Origin of the sequence: Ectopseudomonas khazarica, from assembly GCF_017915135.1 — a bacterium.
Lineage (GTDB): Bacteria > Pseudomonadota > Gammaproteobacteria > Pseudomonadales > Pseudomonadaceae > Aquipseudomonas > Aquipseudomonas khazarica.
In genome coordinates this window covers 2,101,368-2,116,048 of sequence record NZ_CP068551.1, presented here as the reverse complement: position 1 = coordinate 2,116,048, position 14,681 = coordinate 2,101,368, and the positions used below count along the sequence as shown (strand labels likewise).

Sequence of the window (14,681 nt, the reverse complement as noted above, 5' to 3'; positions counted from 1 at the left end):
ATGAGCAACGTCGACCGCGCCGAAATCGCCAAATTCGAGGCCCTGGCACACCGCTGGTGGGACCGCGAGAGCGAGTTCAAACCCCTGCACGACATCAACCCGCTGCGGGTCAACTGGATCGATGAACGCGTCAGCCTGGCCGGCAAGCGCGTGCTGGACGTCGGTTGCGGCGGTGGCATCCTCAGCGAGGCCATGGCCCAGCGCGGCGCGACGGTCACCGGCATCGACATGGGCGAAGCCCCGCTCTCCGTCGCCCAGCTGCACCAGCTGGAGTCTGGCGTCGAGGTCGAATACCGGCAGATCACCGCCGAAGCCATGGCCGAGGAGATGCCCGGCCAGTTCGACGTGGTCACCTGCCTGGAGATGCTCGAGCACGTGCCGGACCCCTCCTCGGTGATCCGCGCCTGCCACAAGCTGGTCAAGCCGGGCGGCCAGGTGTTCTTCTCCACCATCAACCGCAACCCCAAGGCCTACCTGTTCGCCGTCATCGGCGCCGAGTACATCCTGCGCCTGCTGCCACGCGGCACCCACGACTTCAAGAAGTTCATCCGCCCCTCCGAGCTCGGCGCCTGGAGCCGCGCGGCGGGCCTCGAGGTCAAGGACATCATCGGCCTGACCTACAACCCGCTGACCAAGCACTACAAGCTGGAAGCGGATGTCGACGTCAACTACATGATCCAGACGCTGAGGAAAGACTGATGCGTTTGCGCGCAGTTCTGTTCGACATGGACGGCACCCTCCTCGATTCGGCGCCGGACTTCATCGCCATCACCCAGGCCATGCGCGCCGCTCGTGGCCTGCCGCCGCTGGCGGACAAGGCCATTCGTGACCAGGTTTCCGGCGGTGCTCGCGCCATGGTCGCCTGCGCCTTCGACGAGGACCCGGATTCCGCGGCCTTCGAGACCCTGCGCCAGGAGTTTCTCGAGCGCTACCAGGAACACTGCGCGGTCCTGACGCGCCCGTTCGACGGCATCGAGGCACTGCTCGGCGACATCGAGCTGGCCCGCCTGCAGTGGGGCGTCGCCACCAACAAGCCGGTGCGCTACGCCGAGCCGATCATGCAACGCCTGAATCTCGCCGAGCGTTCGGCGGTGCTGGTCTGCCCGGATCACGTCAAGCAGAGCAAGCCGGCCCCGGACATGCTGCTGCTCGCCTGCCAGCAGATGAACGTCAAGCCCGAGGAAGTGCTGTTCATCGGCGACGACGCCCGCGACATCGAGTCGGGTCGCGCCGCCGGCTGCCGGACCGCCGCCGTGACCTACGGCTATATCCACCCCGAAGACAACCCGCGCAACTGGGGGGCCGACGTCGTGGTCGACCACCCGCAGGAACTGCGCGCGGTGCTCGACCGCGCCCTGTGCGGCTGCTGACGCAGCAGCCGCACGCGCCACACCAGGCATGCTGCCTGCCCCCGTCTTTCGCTTTATCTTGAGACTTGCAGCCCGAGGCTTGCAGCTCGCCGAAGGAGATTGTTCATGTTCGATTACAGCGCCCGCCCAGACCTGCTCAAGGATCGCGTCATCCTGATCACCGGCGCCGGCCGGGGTATCGGTGCCGCCGCCGCCAAGAGCTTCGCGGCCCACGGCGCGACCGTACTGCTGCTGGGCAAGACCGAGGCCAACCTGAGCCAGGTCTATGACGAGATCGAGGCGGCCGGTCACCCGCAGCCGGTGGTGATCCCCTTCAACCTGGAAACCGCCCTGCCGCACCAGTACGACGAGCTGGCGGTGATGATCGAGAACGAGTTCGGGCGCCTCGACGGCCTGCTGCACAACGCCTCGGTCCTCGGCCCGCGCACGCCGCTGGAACAACTCTCCGGCGACAATTTCATGCGCGTGATGCACATCAACGTCAACGCCATGTTCATGCTCAGCAGCACCCTGCTGCCTCTGCTCAAGCTGTCGCAGGACGCCTCCGTCGCCTTCACCTCCAGCAGCGTCGGCCGCAAGGGGCGCGCCTACTGGGGCGCCTACGCGGTCTCCAAGTTCGCCACCGAAGGGCTGATGCAGGTGATGGCCGACGAACTGGACGGTATCAGCAACGTGCGCGCCAACAGCATCAACCCCGGCGCTACGCGCACCGCCATGCGTGCCCAGGCCTATCCGGGGGAAAACCCGGCCACCCGCCCGCTGCCCGAAGACATCATGCCGCTGTACCTCTACCTGATGGGACCGGACAGCAAAGGGGTCAACGGTCAGGCCTTCGACGCCCAGTGACCCGCCCACTGCGGGCCGCAGGCAGCTGCGGCCCGCCGCATGACAGAAATATGCCACCACCCTGCCCTGGCGGCAGCACATTGCCAGCATTGGCGTCAGACAACCGGCAAACGCTTGCCACGTGACATTTTTTCAACCGGCTAAGTGACTGACTTCACAGGAGTTTCAGCTCACTTGAACCACTTGGCATGATATTCGCTCTAACCCTCTCGTCGCACCATCGCGCCAGAGGTTCTGCTCCATGGTCCCCCCCAGCCGTTCCAACACCATCGATTTCGACGCGGCCAAGCTGCAGCGTCTCGGCTTCGCCGGCAATCGCAACCTGCCGCTCAAGCCCGCCAGCCTTGTGGAGCTGTACCATCAGCTGAGCCTGCAACTGCAGACCAGCCTGGATGCGGAGCGCATCCTCAACCTGTTCTTCCGCGAAGTGCAGCGCCTGGTGCCACTCGACGCCCTGGCCTTCCAGCACCCGTCGCAGGACCTGCGCCTGGAACTGGGGGAACGCGCGCCGCACTCGGCCGGCTATCGCCTGAGCCATGAGGGGGAATACCTGGGCGAACTGATCTTCAGGCGCAAGCAGCGCTTCTCCGAAGAGGAACTGGTGCAACTGGAGGCGCTGCTGGCTTGCCTGCTGTTCCCGCTGCGCAATGCGCTGCTCTACCGCACGGCCCTGCAGAGCGCGCTGCGCGACCCGCTGACCGACACCGGCAACCGCATCGCCATGGACCAGGTGCTGCAGCGCGAGGTGGATCTGGCCCGCCGCAACCTGCAGCCGCTGTCCCTGCTGATGCTGGACATCGACCACTTCAAGTCGATCAACGACAACCATGGCCACGCACTGGGCGACGAAGTGCTCAAGGCCGTGGCCCAGACCCTGAAGAATCAGCTGCGCAACATCGACATGGTGTTCCGCTTCGGCGGCGAGGAATTCCTGGTCGTGCTCTCGGGCACCAGTCGTGAGGGCGCAGCCCTGGTCGGCGAACGCCTGCGCTTCGCGGTGATGGAGCTGCAATGCCTGGACGCCGGCCGCCCCATCGACGTGTCGATCAGCCTTGGCTGCGCCTGCCTGCTGCCCGGCGAGTCGAGTGACAGCCTGTTGCGCCGCGCCGACAACGCCCTCTACGTGGCCAAGCGCGAAGGACGCAACCGCCTGTCGATGGCAGGCTGAAAGCGCACCACGCCGGCAATGAAAAAGGGACTCCATGGAGTCCCTTTTTCATCACTCAGCGCTTGCGGCCAAAGCCTGGGCGCTGACCATCGCCAGTGGGCGAACGCTTGTCCGGCCCTGCCGGACGCGGCTTGCGGGCGGGGCGATCGGCGAGTTCGACCGCCGGGCGCGGCTGGCGCTTCTTGGTATCGCTCGGACGCTCGGCGACCGGCGTACCACGCCCACCCTCACGGCGTTCATCGGCACCCTTGCGCGGCGCACGCCCCGGACGGGCCTCGCCAGCGGCTTCGTCCTTGGCCGGACGCAGCACGCGCTTGCCGCGCACGTCCACCGGCTTGGCCGACTTGCGCTGCAGGCGGTCGAGCTTCTCGCGGGTCTTTTCCTTCATCGCCGGCAACGCCTGCGGGGTGAGCCCGACTTCGGCGCTGAGGATGTCGACCTCGCGCTGATCCATCTCGCGCCAGCGCCCCATGGTCAGGTTGGAGGTCAGGAACACCGGGCCGAAGCGCACGCGCTTCAGACGGCTGACCACCAGCCCCTGGGATTCCCACAGACGGCGCACCTCGCGGTTGCGGCCTTCCATCACCACGCAGTGGTACCAGTGGTTGAAGCCTTCACCGCCAGGCGCTTCCTTGATGTCGGTGAACTTGGCCGGACCGTCCTCGAGCATGACGCCCTTCTTCAGGTTCTCGAGCATTTCCTCGGTCACCTCGCCGCGTACCCGCACCGCGTATTCGCGGTCCATCTGGTAGGACGGGTGCATCAGGCGGTTGGCCAGCTCACCGTCGGTGGTGAACAGCAGCAGGCCGGTGGTGTTGATGTCGAGGCGGCCGATGTTGATCCAGCGGCCTTCCTTCGGTCGCGGCAAGCGGTCGAAGACGGTCGGACGGCCTTCCGGATCGTCGCGGGTGCAGATCTCGCCATCGGGCTTGTTGTAGATCAGCACGCGGCGTACCGAGCCGGCGATCTCTTCGCGCTTGAGCAGGCGCCCATCGAGCGCGATGGCGTCGTGACTGTCGACGCGCTGACCGAGGGTCGCGGCAACGCCATTGACCTTGACGCGGCCTTCGCCGATCCAGGTCTCGATCTCACGACGTGAGGCCAGCCCCATGCGGGCCAGGACTTTCTGCAGTTTCTCGCCTGCAGGGCGTGGTTGTTCGTGTTCGTTCATCTGGGCACCTCCCGGTGTGACAAGGGTAGAAACGGGCGCGAATCATACGCGTGTGGGCTCCTGAAGCCTAGCAGGCCAGGCGCAAGCGGGGAAAATCGCTAAAAATTCCCACCCAGCGGGAACCCGATTTCACTAGACGAAAAAAATCATCAAGGATGCCGAGCATGAACTATTCGAACCCCACCGACCGCCTGCTGCAGATTCTCGTCACCCTGGGCCGCTCGCCACAGGCGCTGTCGGCCAAGGAACTGTCGGCCAGCCTGGGCCAGCCGCTGAGCAGCACCTACCGGCACCTCAACACCCTGCTGCGCTGGGGCCTGGCCGAAGACCAGGGCCACGGCCGCTACCTGCCGGGACCGGCCTGCCTGCTGCTGGCCAAGCGCTTCGACCGCGACTCGACCCTGGTCAGCCTGGCCAAGCCCGAGCTGCGGCGCCTGGCCGAGCTGAGCAAGGAAAGCGTAGGGCTGATGCTGCCGAGCAACGGCCAGGTGATCTGCGTGGAGCTGATCGACAGCCCGCAGCCGCTGCGCTGCTGCTACCAGAAAGGCCTGGCCCAGCCGCTGCTGCACGGCGCCTCGGCCAAGACCCTGCTGGCTCACCTGGAGCCCAGCGAGCTCGAGGCGCTGCTGACCCAGCAGGGGCTGGGCGCCAGTCAACACGCAGCGCTGCGCGAAGAGCTGGAGCAGATTCGCGCCTGCGGCTACAGCACCAGCCTGGGCGAAATCGACGAGGGCGTGTGGGGCGTGAGCGCCGCCCTGCTCGACAGCCGTGGCCGCCTGCACGGCGCGCTGAGCCTGATGGGCCCGGCCAGCCGCGTGCAGGCGCGCGCAGAGCAGCTGCAACGCTGGACCCTGGAGAGCGCCGCGCGAGTCAGCGCGCGCCTGGACTGAGACGAGAGAGAACGAACCCCATGCACGCACACCTGGACATGACCCCCTGGCAAGGCCGCATCGACGCCGGCGAAGGCAGCGACGCCCGGCGCTGGCACCAGTGGGTACAGCCACTGGACCACGCGCCGCAGCCCCCAGGCGTGGCCCTGCTGGGCTTCGCCTGCGACGAGGGCGTGCAGCGCAACCAGGGTCGCCCCGGTGCCTGCGAAGGCCCGCAGGCCCTGCGCCGGGCCCTGGCCAATCTCGCCTGGCACGCGCCCCATGCCCTCTACGATGCCGGTGACGTGCGCTGCGAGGATGCCGACCTGGAGCAGGCCCAGCAGTGCTTTGCCGCCGATATCCGCCACCTGCTCGACGCCGGCCACCTGCCACTGGGCCTCGGCGGCGGCCATGAGATCGCCTTCGCCAGCTACAGCGGCCTGGCCGATCACCTGGCCGAGCACGCCCCTGAGGCACGCATCGGCATCCTCAACTTCGACGCCCATTTCGACCTGCGCCACGCCGAGCGGGCCTCCTCGGGCACGCCGTTTCGCCAGATCGCCGAGCGCTGCGCGCGCCAGGGCCAGCCTTTCCACTACTGCTGCCTGGGTGTCAGCCGGCCCAACAACACCGCCGCGCTGTTCGCCGAGGCCGAGCGCCTCGAGGTGCGCTACCTGCTCGACCACCAGATGCACGCCGGCAACCAGGCGCAGATCGAGCAGACCCTGGAGCGTTTTCTCGGCGAGATCGACCAGCTCTACCTGACCCTGTGCCTGGACGTGCTGCCCGCCGCCCAGGCGCCCGGCGTCAGCGCCCCGTCCGCGCATGGCGTGGAGCTGGCGCTGGTGGAACGCCTGCTGCGCCTGGTCAAGGCCAGCGGCAAGCTGCGCCTGGCCGACATCGCCGAACTCAACCCGCGTCTGGACATCGACGCCCATACCGCTCGCTGCGCCGCACGCCTGGCCGCCTGCCTGCTCGAGTGACCCCTGCCACCGCCCACCCCTAGAGAACAATGACAATGATGACTCTGAACCTCGACGCCCTGACCACCACGGCGCTCGCCTTGCTGCTGCTCGGCGGCGGCGTGCTGCTCAAGCGCCACAGCCGCGTGCTGACCTTCCTCTGCGTACCGGCACCGGTAGTCGCCGGTTTCGGCTTCGCCCTGGTGATCTGGCTGCTGCGCAAGCTCGACGTGCTCGAGCTGACCCTCGACACCGCCCTGCAAGGTCCGCTGATGGTGGCCTTCTTCACCACCGTCGGCCTCGGCGGCAGCCTCGGCCTGCTGCGCCACGGCGGCAAGACGCTGTTCATCTACCTCGGCGCCTGCTGGGCGCTGGCCATCCTGCAGAACCTGGTCGGCGTCGGCGCCGCCGGGCTGTTCAACCTCGACCCGCTGCTGGGCCTGATGGCCGGCGCGGTGTCGCTCGAAGGCGGCTTCGGCGCGGCGGCGGCATTCGGCCCGGTGGCCGAAGGGCTCGGCGCCCAGGGCGCGGCCACGGCGGCGCTGGCCGCGGCCACCTTCGGCATGGTCGCTGGCGGCCTGCTCGGCACACCGGTGGCGCGCTGGCTGATCAGCCGCCACCAGCTGCGCCTGGACAGCCACAACAGCGCCGAGCTGAGCCAGCTCGAACGCGCCAGCCAGGGCAGCGTGGGCACGCTCGACAGCGCCACCCTGCTGCGCCTGCTGACCTGCATCCTGGTGATCATGGTGCTGGGTTTCTGGCTCGGCGGCGCGCTCGACGCGCACCTGGGCGTGGTCCTGCCGAGCTACGTCGGCGCCATGTTCGTGGCCATCATCGTGCGCAACCTGAATGACCGCATGCGCCTGCTGGAACTGCCCGACAGCGCCATCAGCACCCTGGGTGACGTCAGCCTCGGGCTGTTCCTGACCATGGCGATGATGAGCCTGAAATTCTGGGAACTGGAACAGCTCGGCCTGCCGCTGCTGGGCGTGCTGTTGATCCAGGTGGTGATCATGCTGCTGCTGACCCTGTTCGTGCTGTTCCGCCTGCTCGGCCGCGACTACGACGCCGCCGTGCTCTGCGCCGGCTTCATGGGCCACGGCCTCGGCGCCACGCCCAACGCGGTGGCGAACATGGGCGCGGTCTGCGAACACTACAAGGTGTTTTCCTACAAGGCGTTCATCATCGTGCCGCTGTGCGGCGCCGTGCTGATCGATATCGTCGCGCTGCCGGCGATCACCTGGTTCATCAACGCCTTCGCCGGTTGATACAGCGGGCGGCGGACCTCAGTCGTCCGCCGCCGGCCGTGGCTCGGGCTCGTCCGCTTCCAGCGCCTCGGGTTCGGGCTCGGACTCCGGCTCGGGCAAGTCGTCGAAATCGGTCTTGAGCCCCAGCTCCATGGTGTCGAGTTCGGCCAGCAGGCTGCGGAAACTGGTTTCCTCCCGTGGCTCGGCGGCCTCGCCCTCCTCCTGCAGCGCCAGATCGGCGCGCGCCTGCAGCCCTTCCGGCACTTCCGCCTCGTCATCCAGCGCCAGTTGCGGCTCGGGCTCCAGCTCCCGCAGCGCGGCCAGCGGCGGCAGTTCGTCGAGGCTCCTGAGGTTGAAGTGATCGAGAAAGCCCTTGGTGGTGGCGAACATCGCCGGCCGCCCCGGGACGTCGCGATAGCCCACCACGCGAATCCACTCGCGCTCGAGCAGGGTCTTGGTGATGTTGCTGTTGACCGCCACGCCGCGTACATCCTCGATCTCGCCACGGGTGATCGGCTGCCGATAGGCGATCAGCGCCAGGGTTTCCAGCAGCGCGCGCGAGTAGCGCTGCGGCCGCTCCTCCCACAGCCGTCCGACCCAGGGGGCGAAGCGCTCACGCACTTGCAGGCGGTAGCCCGAGGCGACTTCCTTCAGTTCGAATGCACGCCCCTCGCAGCTGCGCGCCAGGATGCCCAGGGCCTCGCGAAAGACGCCGCTGTCCGGACGCTCGTGCTCCTCGAACAGCTCGAACAGGCGCTCCAGGGACATGGGCTTGCCCGCCGCCAGGAGCAGGCCTTCGAGCACGGTGGCAAGCTGGTGCGGATCGGACAGCGTCATGATCAGGTAAACCTGGGGGCAAGAAGTGAAAGGGGCCACATTAAATGCGGCCCGGCAGTCTAGCAAATGCCGAGGGGCGCTTCAGGCCGGATTGGCCTCGTGCGCCGCGATGATCTCGGCGACCAGCAGCGGGTCCGGCCCGTCGAGAAAGTATTCCTCGGCCAGCGGCGCCCGCAGGCGCATGAAGGCGTCCTCGCCGACCTGCAGGGTGTGCCCGGGGGCCATCTGCGCGCCGCTGCTCAGCAGGTAGCTCATCACGTTGTCGAACAGCTCCGAGTAGCGTTCGCCCTCATGATGCCCCTCGGCCAGCACGGCGAAGTCGGCGATACCGAACACGCCACCGCCGTAGGTACGCATCCAGGTGCCCTGCACGCCTTCGACGTCGTATTTGACGAAGCCGCAGTAGAGCGCGGTCAGCGGCATGCCGCGCAGCACGTCCAGGCTCTCGCGTCCCAGTCCCTGGTCATTGAAGATCGCTGCGGGCAAGGAGGTCCTGCCACTCTCGTTGAGCACCGCGATGGCACCGAAATGCGCCAGCGCACCGGCGACCGCGGCCAGCACCACGTATTGCTCCAGGGGGTCGTCGTCATGCCCGGCGTAGTACAGCAGGACATGGCTGGCATGGGCGCGCACCTCATCCTTGAGTGCCTGCGGGTAATGCGCGGGGGCCACGCAGGACTCCAGCGATTGCGCAGGGAACGGCGCATCGAAGCCGAGCAGTCGCACCACGTGCTCTCCCCAGCCGGCCAGGGCGAAGAACTGTTCGACTTCGTCGGACACCTCGCAGCTCGCTGCGGCCATTTCCGGGTGATAGGCACGCAGGACGCGGGTCAGCTCATCCTGATCCAGCTGCAGCGCAGCCGGGAACAGCACCTGCAGGCTGACTCGCCCTTCGCTGGCGGGATTGGCGACCAGACGGGCCGGCTCTGCGGCAGCGTCGTCGCGGCGACCGAAGAAACGCGAAAAGATACTCACCTGAAACTCCCTTTGTTCAACGCTTCCCAGGACGACTCGCGCGTTACGCCTCCACATCCTGCTCGATGCGGGCTCGTACATGGATGGCGGCAAACGGCGCATTCTGCACCAGTTCGACCAGCGATTCCTTGATCAACTCGAGAATTGCCATGAAGGTCACAACCACGCCGAGCCGCCCTTCCTCCGCAGCGAACAGCTCGACGAAGGGCACGAACGCGCCGCCCTTGAGACGCTCCAGCACCTCGCTCATGCGCTCGCGGGTAGACAGCGCCTCACGGGTGACCTGATGGCTTTCGAACATGTCGGCGCGGCGCAGCACCTCGGCCATCGACAGCAGCACCTCTTCCAGGCTGACGTCCGGCAACAGCTTGCGCGCCCTGGCCTCGGGGGCATCCAGCCGGGGCACGATGACGTCGCGGCCGACTCGCGGCAGCTCGTCTAGGTCTTCGGCGGCCGCCTTGAAACGCTCGTACTCCTGCAGGCGGCGGATCAGCTCCGCACGCGGGTCATCCTCTTCGTCCTCGGTCTCGGTCGAGCGCGGCAGCAGCATGCGCGACTTGATCTCGGCGAGCATGGCAGCCATCACCAGGTACTCGGCGGCCAGCTCCAGGCGCACCGACTTCATCAGCTCGACATAGCCCATGTACTGCTTGGTGATTTCCGCGACGGGGATGTCGAGGATGTCGATGTTCTGCTTGCGGATCAGATAGAGCAGCAGGTCCAGCGGCCCCTCGAACGCTTCGAGAAACACCTCCAGGGCGTCCGGGGGGATGTACAGGTCCAGCGGCAGTTCGGTGACCGCTTCGCCATACACCAGGGCGAACGGCAGCTCCTGCTGGGCACCAGCCTGGTTGTCCATCGACGGCGTGACGGGTTCACTCACGGCGAGCGCTCCTTCAGCGGTAGTTCAGGCCCATGGCCATGCGCACCTCGGCCAGGGTGTCGCGTGCCTCGTCACGTGCGCGCTCGGCCCCTTCGGCGAGGATGCTGCGGACCAGATCCGGGCTGTCCTCGTAGTCGATCGCACGCCGCTGCAAGGGCGCCAGCTCGCTCTGCAGCGAGGAGCACAGGCGGCTCTTGCAGTCGAGGCAGCCGATCGCAGCGCTGCGGCAGCCTTCGATGACCCAGTGCAACTGCTCGTCGCTGGAGTACAGCTGGTGCAGCGACCACACCGGGCAGCGCTGCGGTTCGCCCGGATCGTCGCGGTGCACGCGCGCCGGGTCGGTAGGCATGCGCCGCAGCTTTTCCTCCAGCTCGGCATCACTGTCGCGCAGGAATATCGCATTGCCGCTGGACTTGGCCATTTTCTGCCCGTCCAGCCCCGGCACCCGCGAGAACTCGGCGAGAATCGGCTGCGGCTCGGTCAGGATCACCTTGCCGCCACCCTCCAGATAGCCGAACAGGCGCTCCTGGTCCCCCAGGGTGAGGGTGCTCTGCTCCTTGAGCAGGGCGCGGGCGGTTTCCAGCGCCTGCGCATCGCCCTGCTCCTGGTAGGCCTTGCGCAGATTGCTGTAGAGCTTGCCGAGCTTCTTGCCGAGTTTGCCGACGGCGGCTTCGGCCTTCACCTCGAAGTCCGGCTCGCTGCCATACAGATGGTTGAAACGCCGCGCCACTTCGCGGGCGAATTCGATGTGCGGCAGCTGGTCCGCGCCGACCGGGACCTGGCCGGCGCGGTACAGCAGGATGTCGGCGGCCTGCAGCAGCGGATAACCGAGGAAGCCGTAGGTGGAAAGGTCCTTGCCGGACTGACCGTCCTGCTGCTCCTTGTACGACGGCACGCGTTCCAGCCAGCTCAGCGGGCAGATCATCGACAGCAGCAGGTGCAGCTCGGCGTGCTCGGGCACCTGCGACTGCACGAACAGCGTCGCCGAACTGGGGCTGACGCCGGCCGACAGCCAGTCGACCGCCATGTCCATGACATGCTGGGACAGTTGACCGACCTCCGCGTACTCGGTGGTCAGCGCATGCCAGTCGACGATGCAGAAGAAGCAGTCGTACTCGTGCTGCAACCTGACCCAGTTCTTCAGCACGCCGTGATAGTGCCCGAGGTGCAGACGACCGCTCGGACGCATTCCAGAAAGCACCCGACGTTCGGAGTCGTTAAGGCTCAAACCGTTCTACCCAAAATCCAGACAAGGCCACGGAGTATAGGGCAGCAGCGGTCACAACGGAAAAGGCGCGTGACAGCCCATCTCAGAGATCGTGAAACGGCGCGGGATCGCCGCAGCCGACCCGCACGACTTCAGGGCTGTCGTCCGCCAGATTGACCACGGTGGAGGCCTCCAGCCCGCCGAAGCCGCCGTCGATGATCAGGTCGACATGATGCTCGAGCACCTGGCGCATCTCGTACGGGTCGGACATCGGCAGCTCGTCGCCCGGCATGATCAGGCTGACGCTCATCAGCGGCTCGCCGAGCTGTTCCAGCAGCGCCAGGGCGATGGGATGGCTGGGCACCCGGATACCGATGGTGCGGCGCTTGGGGTGCAGGAGCATGCGCGGCACTTCGCGCGTGGCATTGAGGATGAAGGTATAAGGGCCGGGGGTGTGATTCTTCAGCAGGCGGAAGGCGGCGGTATCGACCTTGGCGAACAGGCCGATCTGCGACAGGTCGCGGCAGACCAGGGTGAAGTTGTGCTTGTCGTCGAGCTGGCGCAGGCGACGAATACGCTCGACCGCATTCTTGTCGCCGATGGCACAACCCAGGGCATAGGACGAGTCGGTCGGATAGACCACCACGCCGCCGCCACGAATGATCTCCACGGCCTGTTTGATCAGGCGTGCCTGGGGGTTTTCCGGGTGCACCTGGAAAAATTGACTCACGCTTGCTCCCTGCTCATTGAGTGACAGCGGATGGCTGTGCATGTTCGAAGCGCTCCCAGAGCGCCGTCAGGTCATCGGGCAACGGGCGGTACATGCCCAGTTCGGACCAGTCGCCCGGCGCATGGAAATCGCTGCCGACACTGGCCATCAAGCCAAATTCACGCGCCAGGATCGCCAGGCCACCGACCTGCTCGGCCGGCTGCATGCCATTCACCACTTCCAGGGCATGCCCACCCAATGCCGCGAAGTCGGCCACCAGGCGTCGACGCTTACTGCGAGTAAAGTCGTACTGCCACGGATGCGCCAGGCTGATCCAGGCCCTGGCCGAACGCAAGGTGGCGAGGGTTTCCTCCAGCGTTGGCCAATGCTGTTTGACATCGCCCAGCTTGCCCGAGCCCAGCCACTTGCGAAACGCCTCGGCGCGGTCACGCACATGGCCGGCACGCACGAGGAATTCGGCGAAATGCGGCCGCGCCGGCGCATTGCCACTGTCGCCCAGCTCCTGCTGCACGGCCCGGGCGCCCTGCAGCGCACCCGGCATGCCCTTGGCCGCCAGGCGCCGGTCGATTTCCTCGGCGCGCTGCCAGCGCCCATGGTGCAGGGCCTCGATGGCATCGCGTAGCGCCGGCGCCTCGCGCTCGAAGGCATAGCCGAGCACGTGGATGGTCGCACCACCCCAGGTGCAGGACAGCTCGATGCCGTTGATCAGGCGCATGTCCAGGGCAGTCGCCGCACGCCGCGCCTCATCGAGGCCTTCCAGGGTGTCGTGATCGGTCAGCGCCAGCACCCGCACGCCACGCTCATGCGCCCGGGCCACCAGTACGGCGGGGGCCAGGGCGCCATCGGAGGCGGTGCTGTGGCAGTGCAGATCGACAATCATGGCGGCGCTTTCGTTGAGATTGATGTTTGTTATTATGCCCCACATCCGCGCCAACGCTGTCGCCGTATGGCGCAAATGCTTCATCCCTCCCCCGCTTCGACCCTGAATTAAGGATTGAGATGCTCTACGCCATCATCGCCACCGACGTCGAAAACTCCCTGGAAAACCGCCTGGCCGCGCGCCCTGCGCACCTCGCCCGCCTGGAACAGCTGAAGCAGGAAGGCCGCCTGCTGCTGGCCGGCCCGCACCCGGCGATCGACAGCAACGATCCGGGCCCGGCAGGTTTCAGCGGCAGCCTGATCGTTGCCGAGTTCGACTCTCTGGAAGCGGCGCAGAGCTGGGCCGACGCCGACCCGTACCGCGCCGCGGGCGTCTATGCCAACGTGCTGGTCAAACCCTTCAAGAAAGTGCTGCCCTGAACGGACAGCCGCCACGCTGCTCGCGCCTACAAGGAATCGCCATGCGCTCGATCCCGTTGTCCCTGCTGGTCGCCCTGGTGCTGATCGGCTCTGCGGCACAGGCAGAAGAGGAAACCGTTCCGCCTGCTCCTGCGCCAGTCAGCGTCGACGCCGACGACCACCAGCTGCTCGAACAGCGCCTGGCGCAAAGCGAACAACTGCGCAGCGAGCAGGAAGCGAGCAGCACCGTGCAGTTGCAGCGCCTGCGCCAGGAGAACCAGCGCCTGCGCATGCAGCTCAAGGAAAGCCAGGCGCAGGTGCAACCCAGCCTGCTGAGCGACACGCAGACCTGGTTCGCCCTGGGCGCCGGGCTCAGCCTGGTCTCGATCTTCGTCGGCGCGTTGCTACGCGGCAATCGCAAGAGCCGCCGCGAGTGGATCAACTGAACCATGAGCCGACTGCTGCTGATCGACGATGACCAGGAACTCTGCGAGCTGCTCGCCAGCTGGCTGACCCAGGAAGGCTTCCAGGTCACCGCCTGCCATGAAGCCGGCAGCGCCCGCCAGGCCCTCGCCTCGCAGGCGCCCGACGCCGTGGTGCTGGACGTGATGCTGCCGGACGGCAGCGGCCTGGAGCTGCTCAAGCAGCTGCGCGGCGAACATGCGGAGCTGCCCGTGCTGATGCTTTCGGCCCGAGGCGAGCCGCTGGACCGCATTCTCGGCCTGGAGCTGGGCGCCGACGACTACCTGGCCAAACCCTGCGACCCACGCGAGCTGACCGCCCGCTTGCGCGCTGTGCTGCGGCGCACGGCGCCCGCACCGGCGAGCAGCCAGCTGGAGCTGGGCGACCTCAGCTTCAGCCCCAATCGCGGCGTGGTCAGCATCGCCGAACATGACGTGCCGCTGACCCTGTCCGAGAGTCGCCTGCTGGAGGCTCTGCTGCGTCAGCCCGGCGAGCCGGTGGACAAGCAGGCCCTGGCGCAGCTCGCCCTGGGCCGCAAGCTGACGCTCTACGACCGCAGCCTGGACATGCACGTCAGCAACCTGCGCAAGAAGCTCGGCCCGCACCCGGATGGCCGCCCGCGCATCGTCGCCCTGCGCAGCCGTGGCTATTACTACGCCCCCTGAAGGCGCTGCCG

The 14,681-nt window shown here is 67.1% G+C and carries 17 protein-coding genes; 10 read left to right on the top strand and 7 right to left on the bottom strand.

Annotation, left to right across the window (positions count from 1 at the left end; all coding sequences use genetic code 11):
- The 4 genes from ubiG to JLK41_RS09995 all read left to right on the top strand — a co-directional run bounded on the left by ubiG (window position 1) and on the right by JLK41_RS09995 (window position 3,384).
- Window positions 1-699, top strand: coding sequence for a bifunctional 2-polyprenyl-6-hydroxyphenol methylase/3-demethylubiquinol 3-O-methyltransferase UbiG (gene ubiG, locus JLK41_RS10010; protein ID WP_037054140.1), 699 nt, complete (start codon window positions 1-3; stop codon window positions 697-699).
- Window positions 699-1,370: an N-acetylmuramic acid 6-phosphate phosphatase MupP gene (gene mupP / locus JLK41_RS10005; RefSeq protein ID WP_037054143.1), complete on the top strand. Its 672-nt coding sequence runs from the start codon at window positions 699-701 to the stop codon at window positions 1,368-1,370. Before ubiG ends, mupP begins: the two co-directional genes overlap by 1 nt.
- Window positions 1,371-1,475: 105 nt before the next feature.
- The gene (locus JLK41_RS10000) at window positions 1,476-2,216 is read left to right on the top strand and encodes a YciK family oxidoreductase (protein ID WP_037054145.1); all 741 of its coding nucleotides are present in this window, start codon (window positions 1,476-1,478) and stop codon (window positions 2,214-2,216) included.
- Window positions 2,217-2,457: 241 nt separating this feature from the next.
- Complete coding sequence (locus JLK41_RS09995) at window positions 2,458-3,384, top strand: GGDEF domain-containing protein (RefSeq protein ID WP_037054148.1); 927 nt, start codon at window positions 2,458-2,460, stop codon at window positions 3,382-3,384.
- A 55-nt stretch (window positions 3,385-3,439) separates the two neighbouring features.
- Here JLK41_RS09995 and rluB read toward each other — a convergent pair whose 3' ends face one another.
- Window positions 3,440-4,555, bottom strand: coding sequence for a 23S rRNA pseudouridine(2605) synthase RluB (gene rluB, locus JLK41_RS09990; RefSeq protein ID WP_037054151.1), 1,116 nt, complete (start codon window positions 4,553-4,555; stop codon window positions 3,440-3,442).
- A 164-nt stretch (window positions 4,556-4,719) separates the two neighbouring features.
- Here rluB and JLK41_RS09985 point away from each other — a divergent pair, with 164 nt between their 5' ends.
- Genes JLK41_RS09985 through gltS form a run of 3 tightly spaced genes read left to right on the top strand, consistent with a single transcriptional unit; the run spans window position 4,720 to window position 7,654 of the window.
- Complete coding sequence (locus JLK41_RS09985) at window positions 4,720-5,445, top strand: IclR family transcriptional regulator (protein ID WP_134678186.1); 726 nt, start codon at window positions 4,720-4,722, stop codon at window positions 5,443-5,445.
- A 20-nt stretch (window positions 5,446-5,465) separates the two neighbouring features.
- Window positions 5,466-6,407: a formimidoylglutamase gene (gene hutG / locus JLK41_RS09980; RefSeq protein ID WP_210390932.1), complete on the top strand. Its 942-nt coding sequence runs from the start codon at window positions 5,466-5,468 to the stop codon at window positions 6,405-6,407.
- A 35-nt stretch (window positions 6,408-6,442) separates the two neighbouring features.
- Complete coding sequence (gene gltS, locus JLK41_RS09975; RefSeq protein WP_134678188.1) at window positions 6,443-7,654, top strand: sodium/glutamate symporter; 1,212 nt, start codon at window positions 6,443-6,445, stop codon at window positions 7,652-7,654.
- Between the two features lie 18 nt (window positions 7,655-7,672).
- On the opposite strand, the gene scpB is transcribed toward gltS, so the two are convergent.
- The 6 genes from scpB to JLK41_RS09945 form a co-directional block, all read right to left on the bottom strand.
- Window positions 7,673-8,470, bottom strand: coding sequence for an SMC-Scp complex subunit ScpB (gene scpB, locus JLK41_RS09970; RefSeq protein WP_134678189.1), 798 nt, complete (start codon window positions 8,468-8,470; stop codon window positions 7,673-7,675).
- Between the two features lie 81 nt (window positions 8,471-8,551).
- A complete protein-coding gene (locus JLK41_RS09965; protein ID WP_037054166.1) occupies window positions 8,552-9,445 on the bottom strand; it encodes a DUF4261 domain-containing protein in 894 nt (297 codons plus the stop codon).
- Between the two features lie 43 nt (window positions 9,446-9,488).
- Complete coding sequence (locus JLK41_RS09960) at window positions 9,489-10,304, bottom strand: segregation and condensation protein A (RefSeq protein WP_037054168.1); 816 nt, start codon at window positions 10,302-10,304, stop codon at window positions 9,489-9,491.
- A 37-nt stretch (window positions 10,305-10,341) separates the two neighbouring features.
- The gene (locus JLK41_RS09955) at window positions 10,342-11,556 is read right to left on the bottom strand and encodes a tryptophan--tRNA ligase (RefSeq protein WP_210390931.1); all 1,215 of its coding nucleotides are present in this window, start codon (window positions 11,554-11,556) and stop codon (window positions 10,342-10,344) included.
- Window positions 11,557-11,638: 82 nt separating this feature from the next.
- On the bottom strand, window positions 11,639-12,265 hold the full coding sequence (locus JLK41_RS09950; protein WP_037054172.1) for an L-threonylcarbamoyladenylate synthase: 627 nt from the start codon (window positions 12,263-12,265) through the stop codon (window positions 11,639-11,641).
- A gap of 13 nt (window positions 12,266-12,278) precedes the next feature.
- The gene (locus tag JLK41_RS09945) at window positions 12,279-13,145 is read right to left on the bottom strand and encodes a PHP domain-containing protein (protein WP_037054174.1); all 867 of its coding nucleotides are present in this window, start codon (window positions 13,143-13,145) and stop codon (window positions 12,279-12,281) included.
- A gap of 119 nt (window positions 13,146-13,264) precedes the next feature.
- Here JLK41_RS09945 and JLK41_RS09940 point away from each other — a divergent pair, with 119 nt between their 5' ends.
- The 3 genes from JLK41_RS09940 to JLK41_RS09930 are packed head-to-tail and all read left to right on the top strand — an operon-like array spanning window position 13,265 to window position 14,670.
- A complete protein-coding gene (locus JLK41_RS09940) occupies window positions 13,265-13,564 on the top strand; it encodes a YciI family protein (protein WP_037054175.1) in 300 nt (99 codons plus the stop codon).
- Window positions 13,565-13,605: 41 nt separating this feature from the next.
- On the top strand, window positions 13,606-13,989 hold the full coding sequence (locus JLK41_RS09935) for a translation initiation factor 2 (IF-2, GTPase) (protein WP_210390930.1): 384 nt from the start codon (window positions 13,606-13,608) through the stop codon (window positions 13,987-13,989).
- Window positions 13,990-13,992: 3 nt separating this feature from the next.
- Complete coding sequence (locus JLK41_RS09930) at window positions 13,993-14,670, top strand: response regulator transcription factor (RefSeq protein WP_037054180.1); 678 nt, start codon at window positions 13,993-13,995, stop codon at window positions 14,668-14,670.
- The last annotated feature ends 11 nt before the right edge of the window (window positions 14,671-14,681 follow it).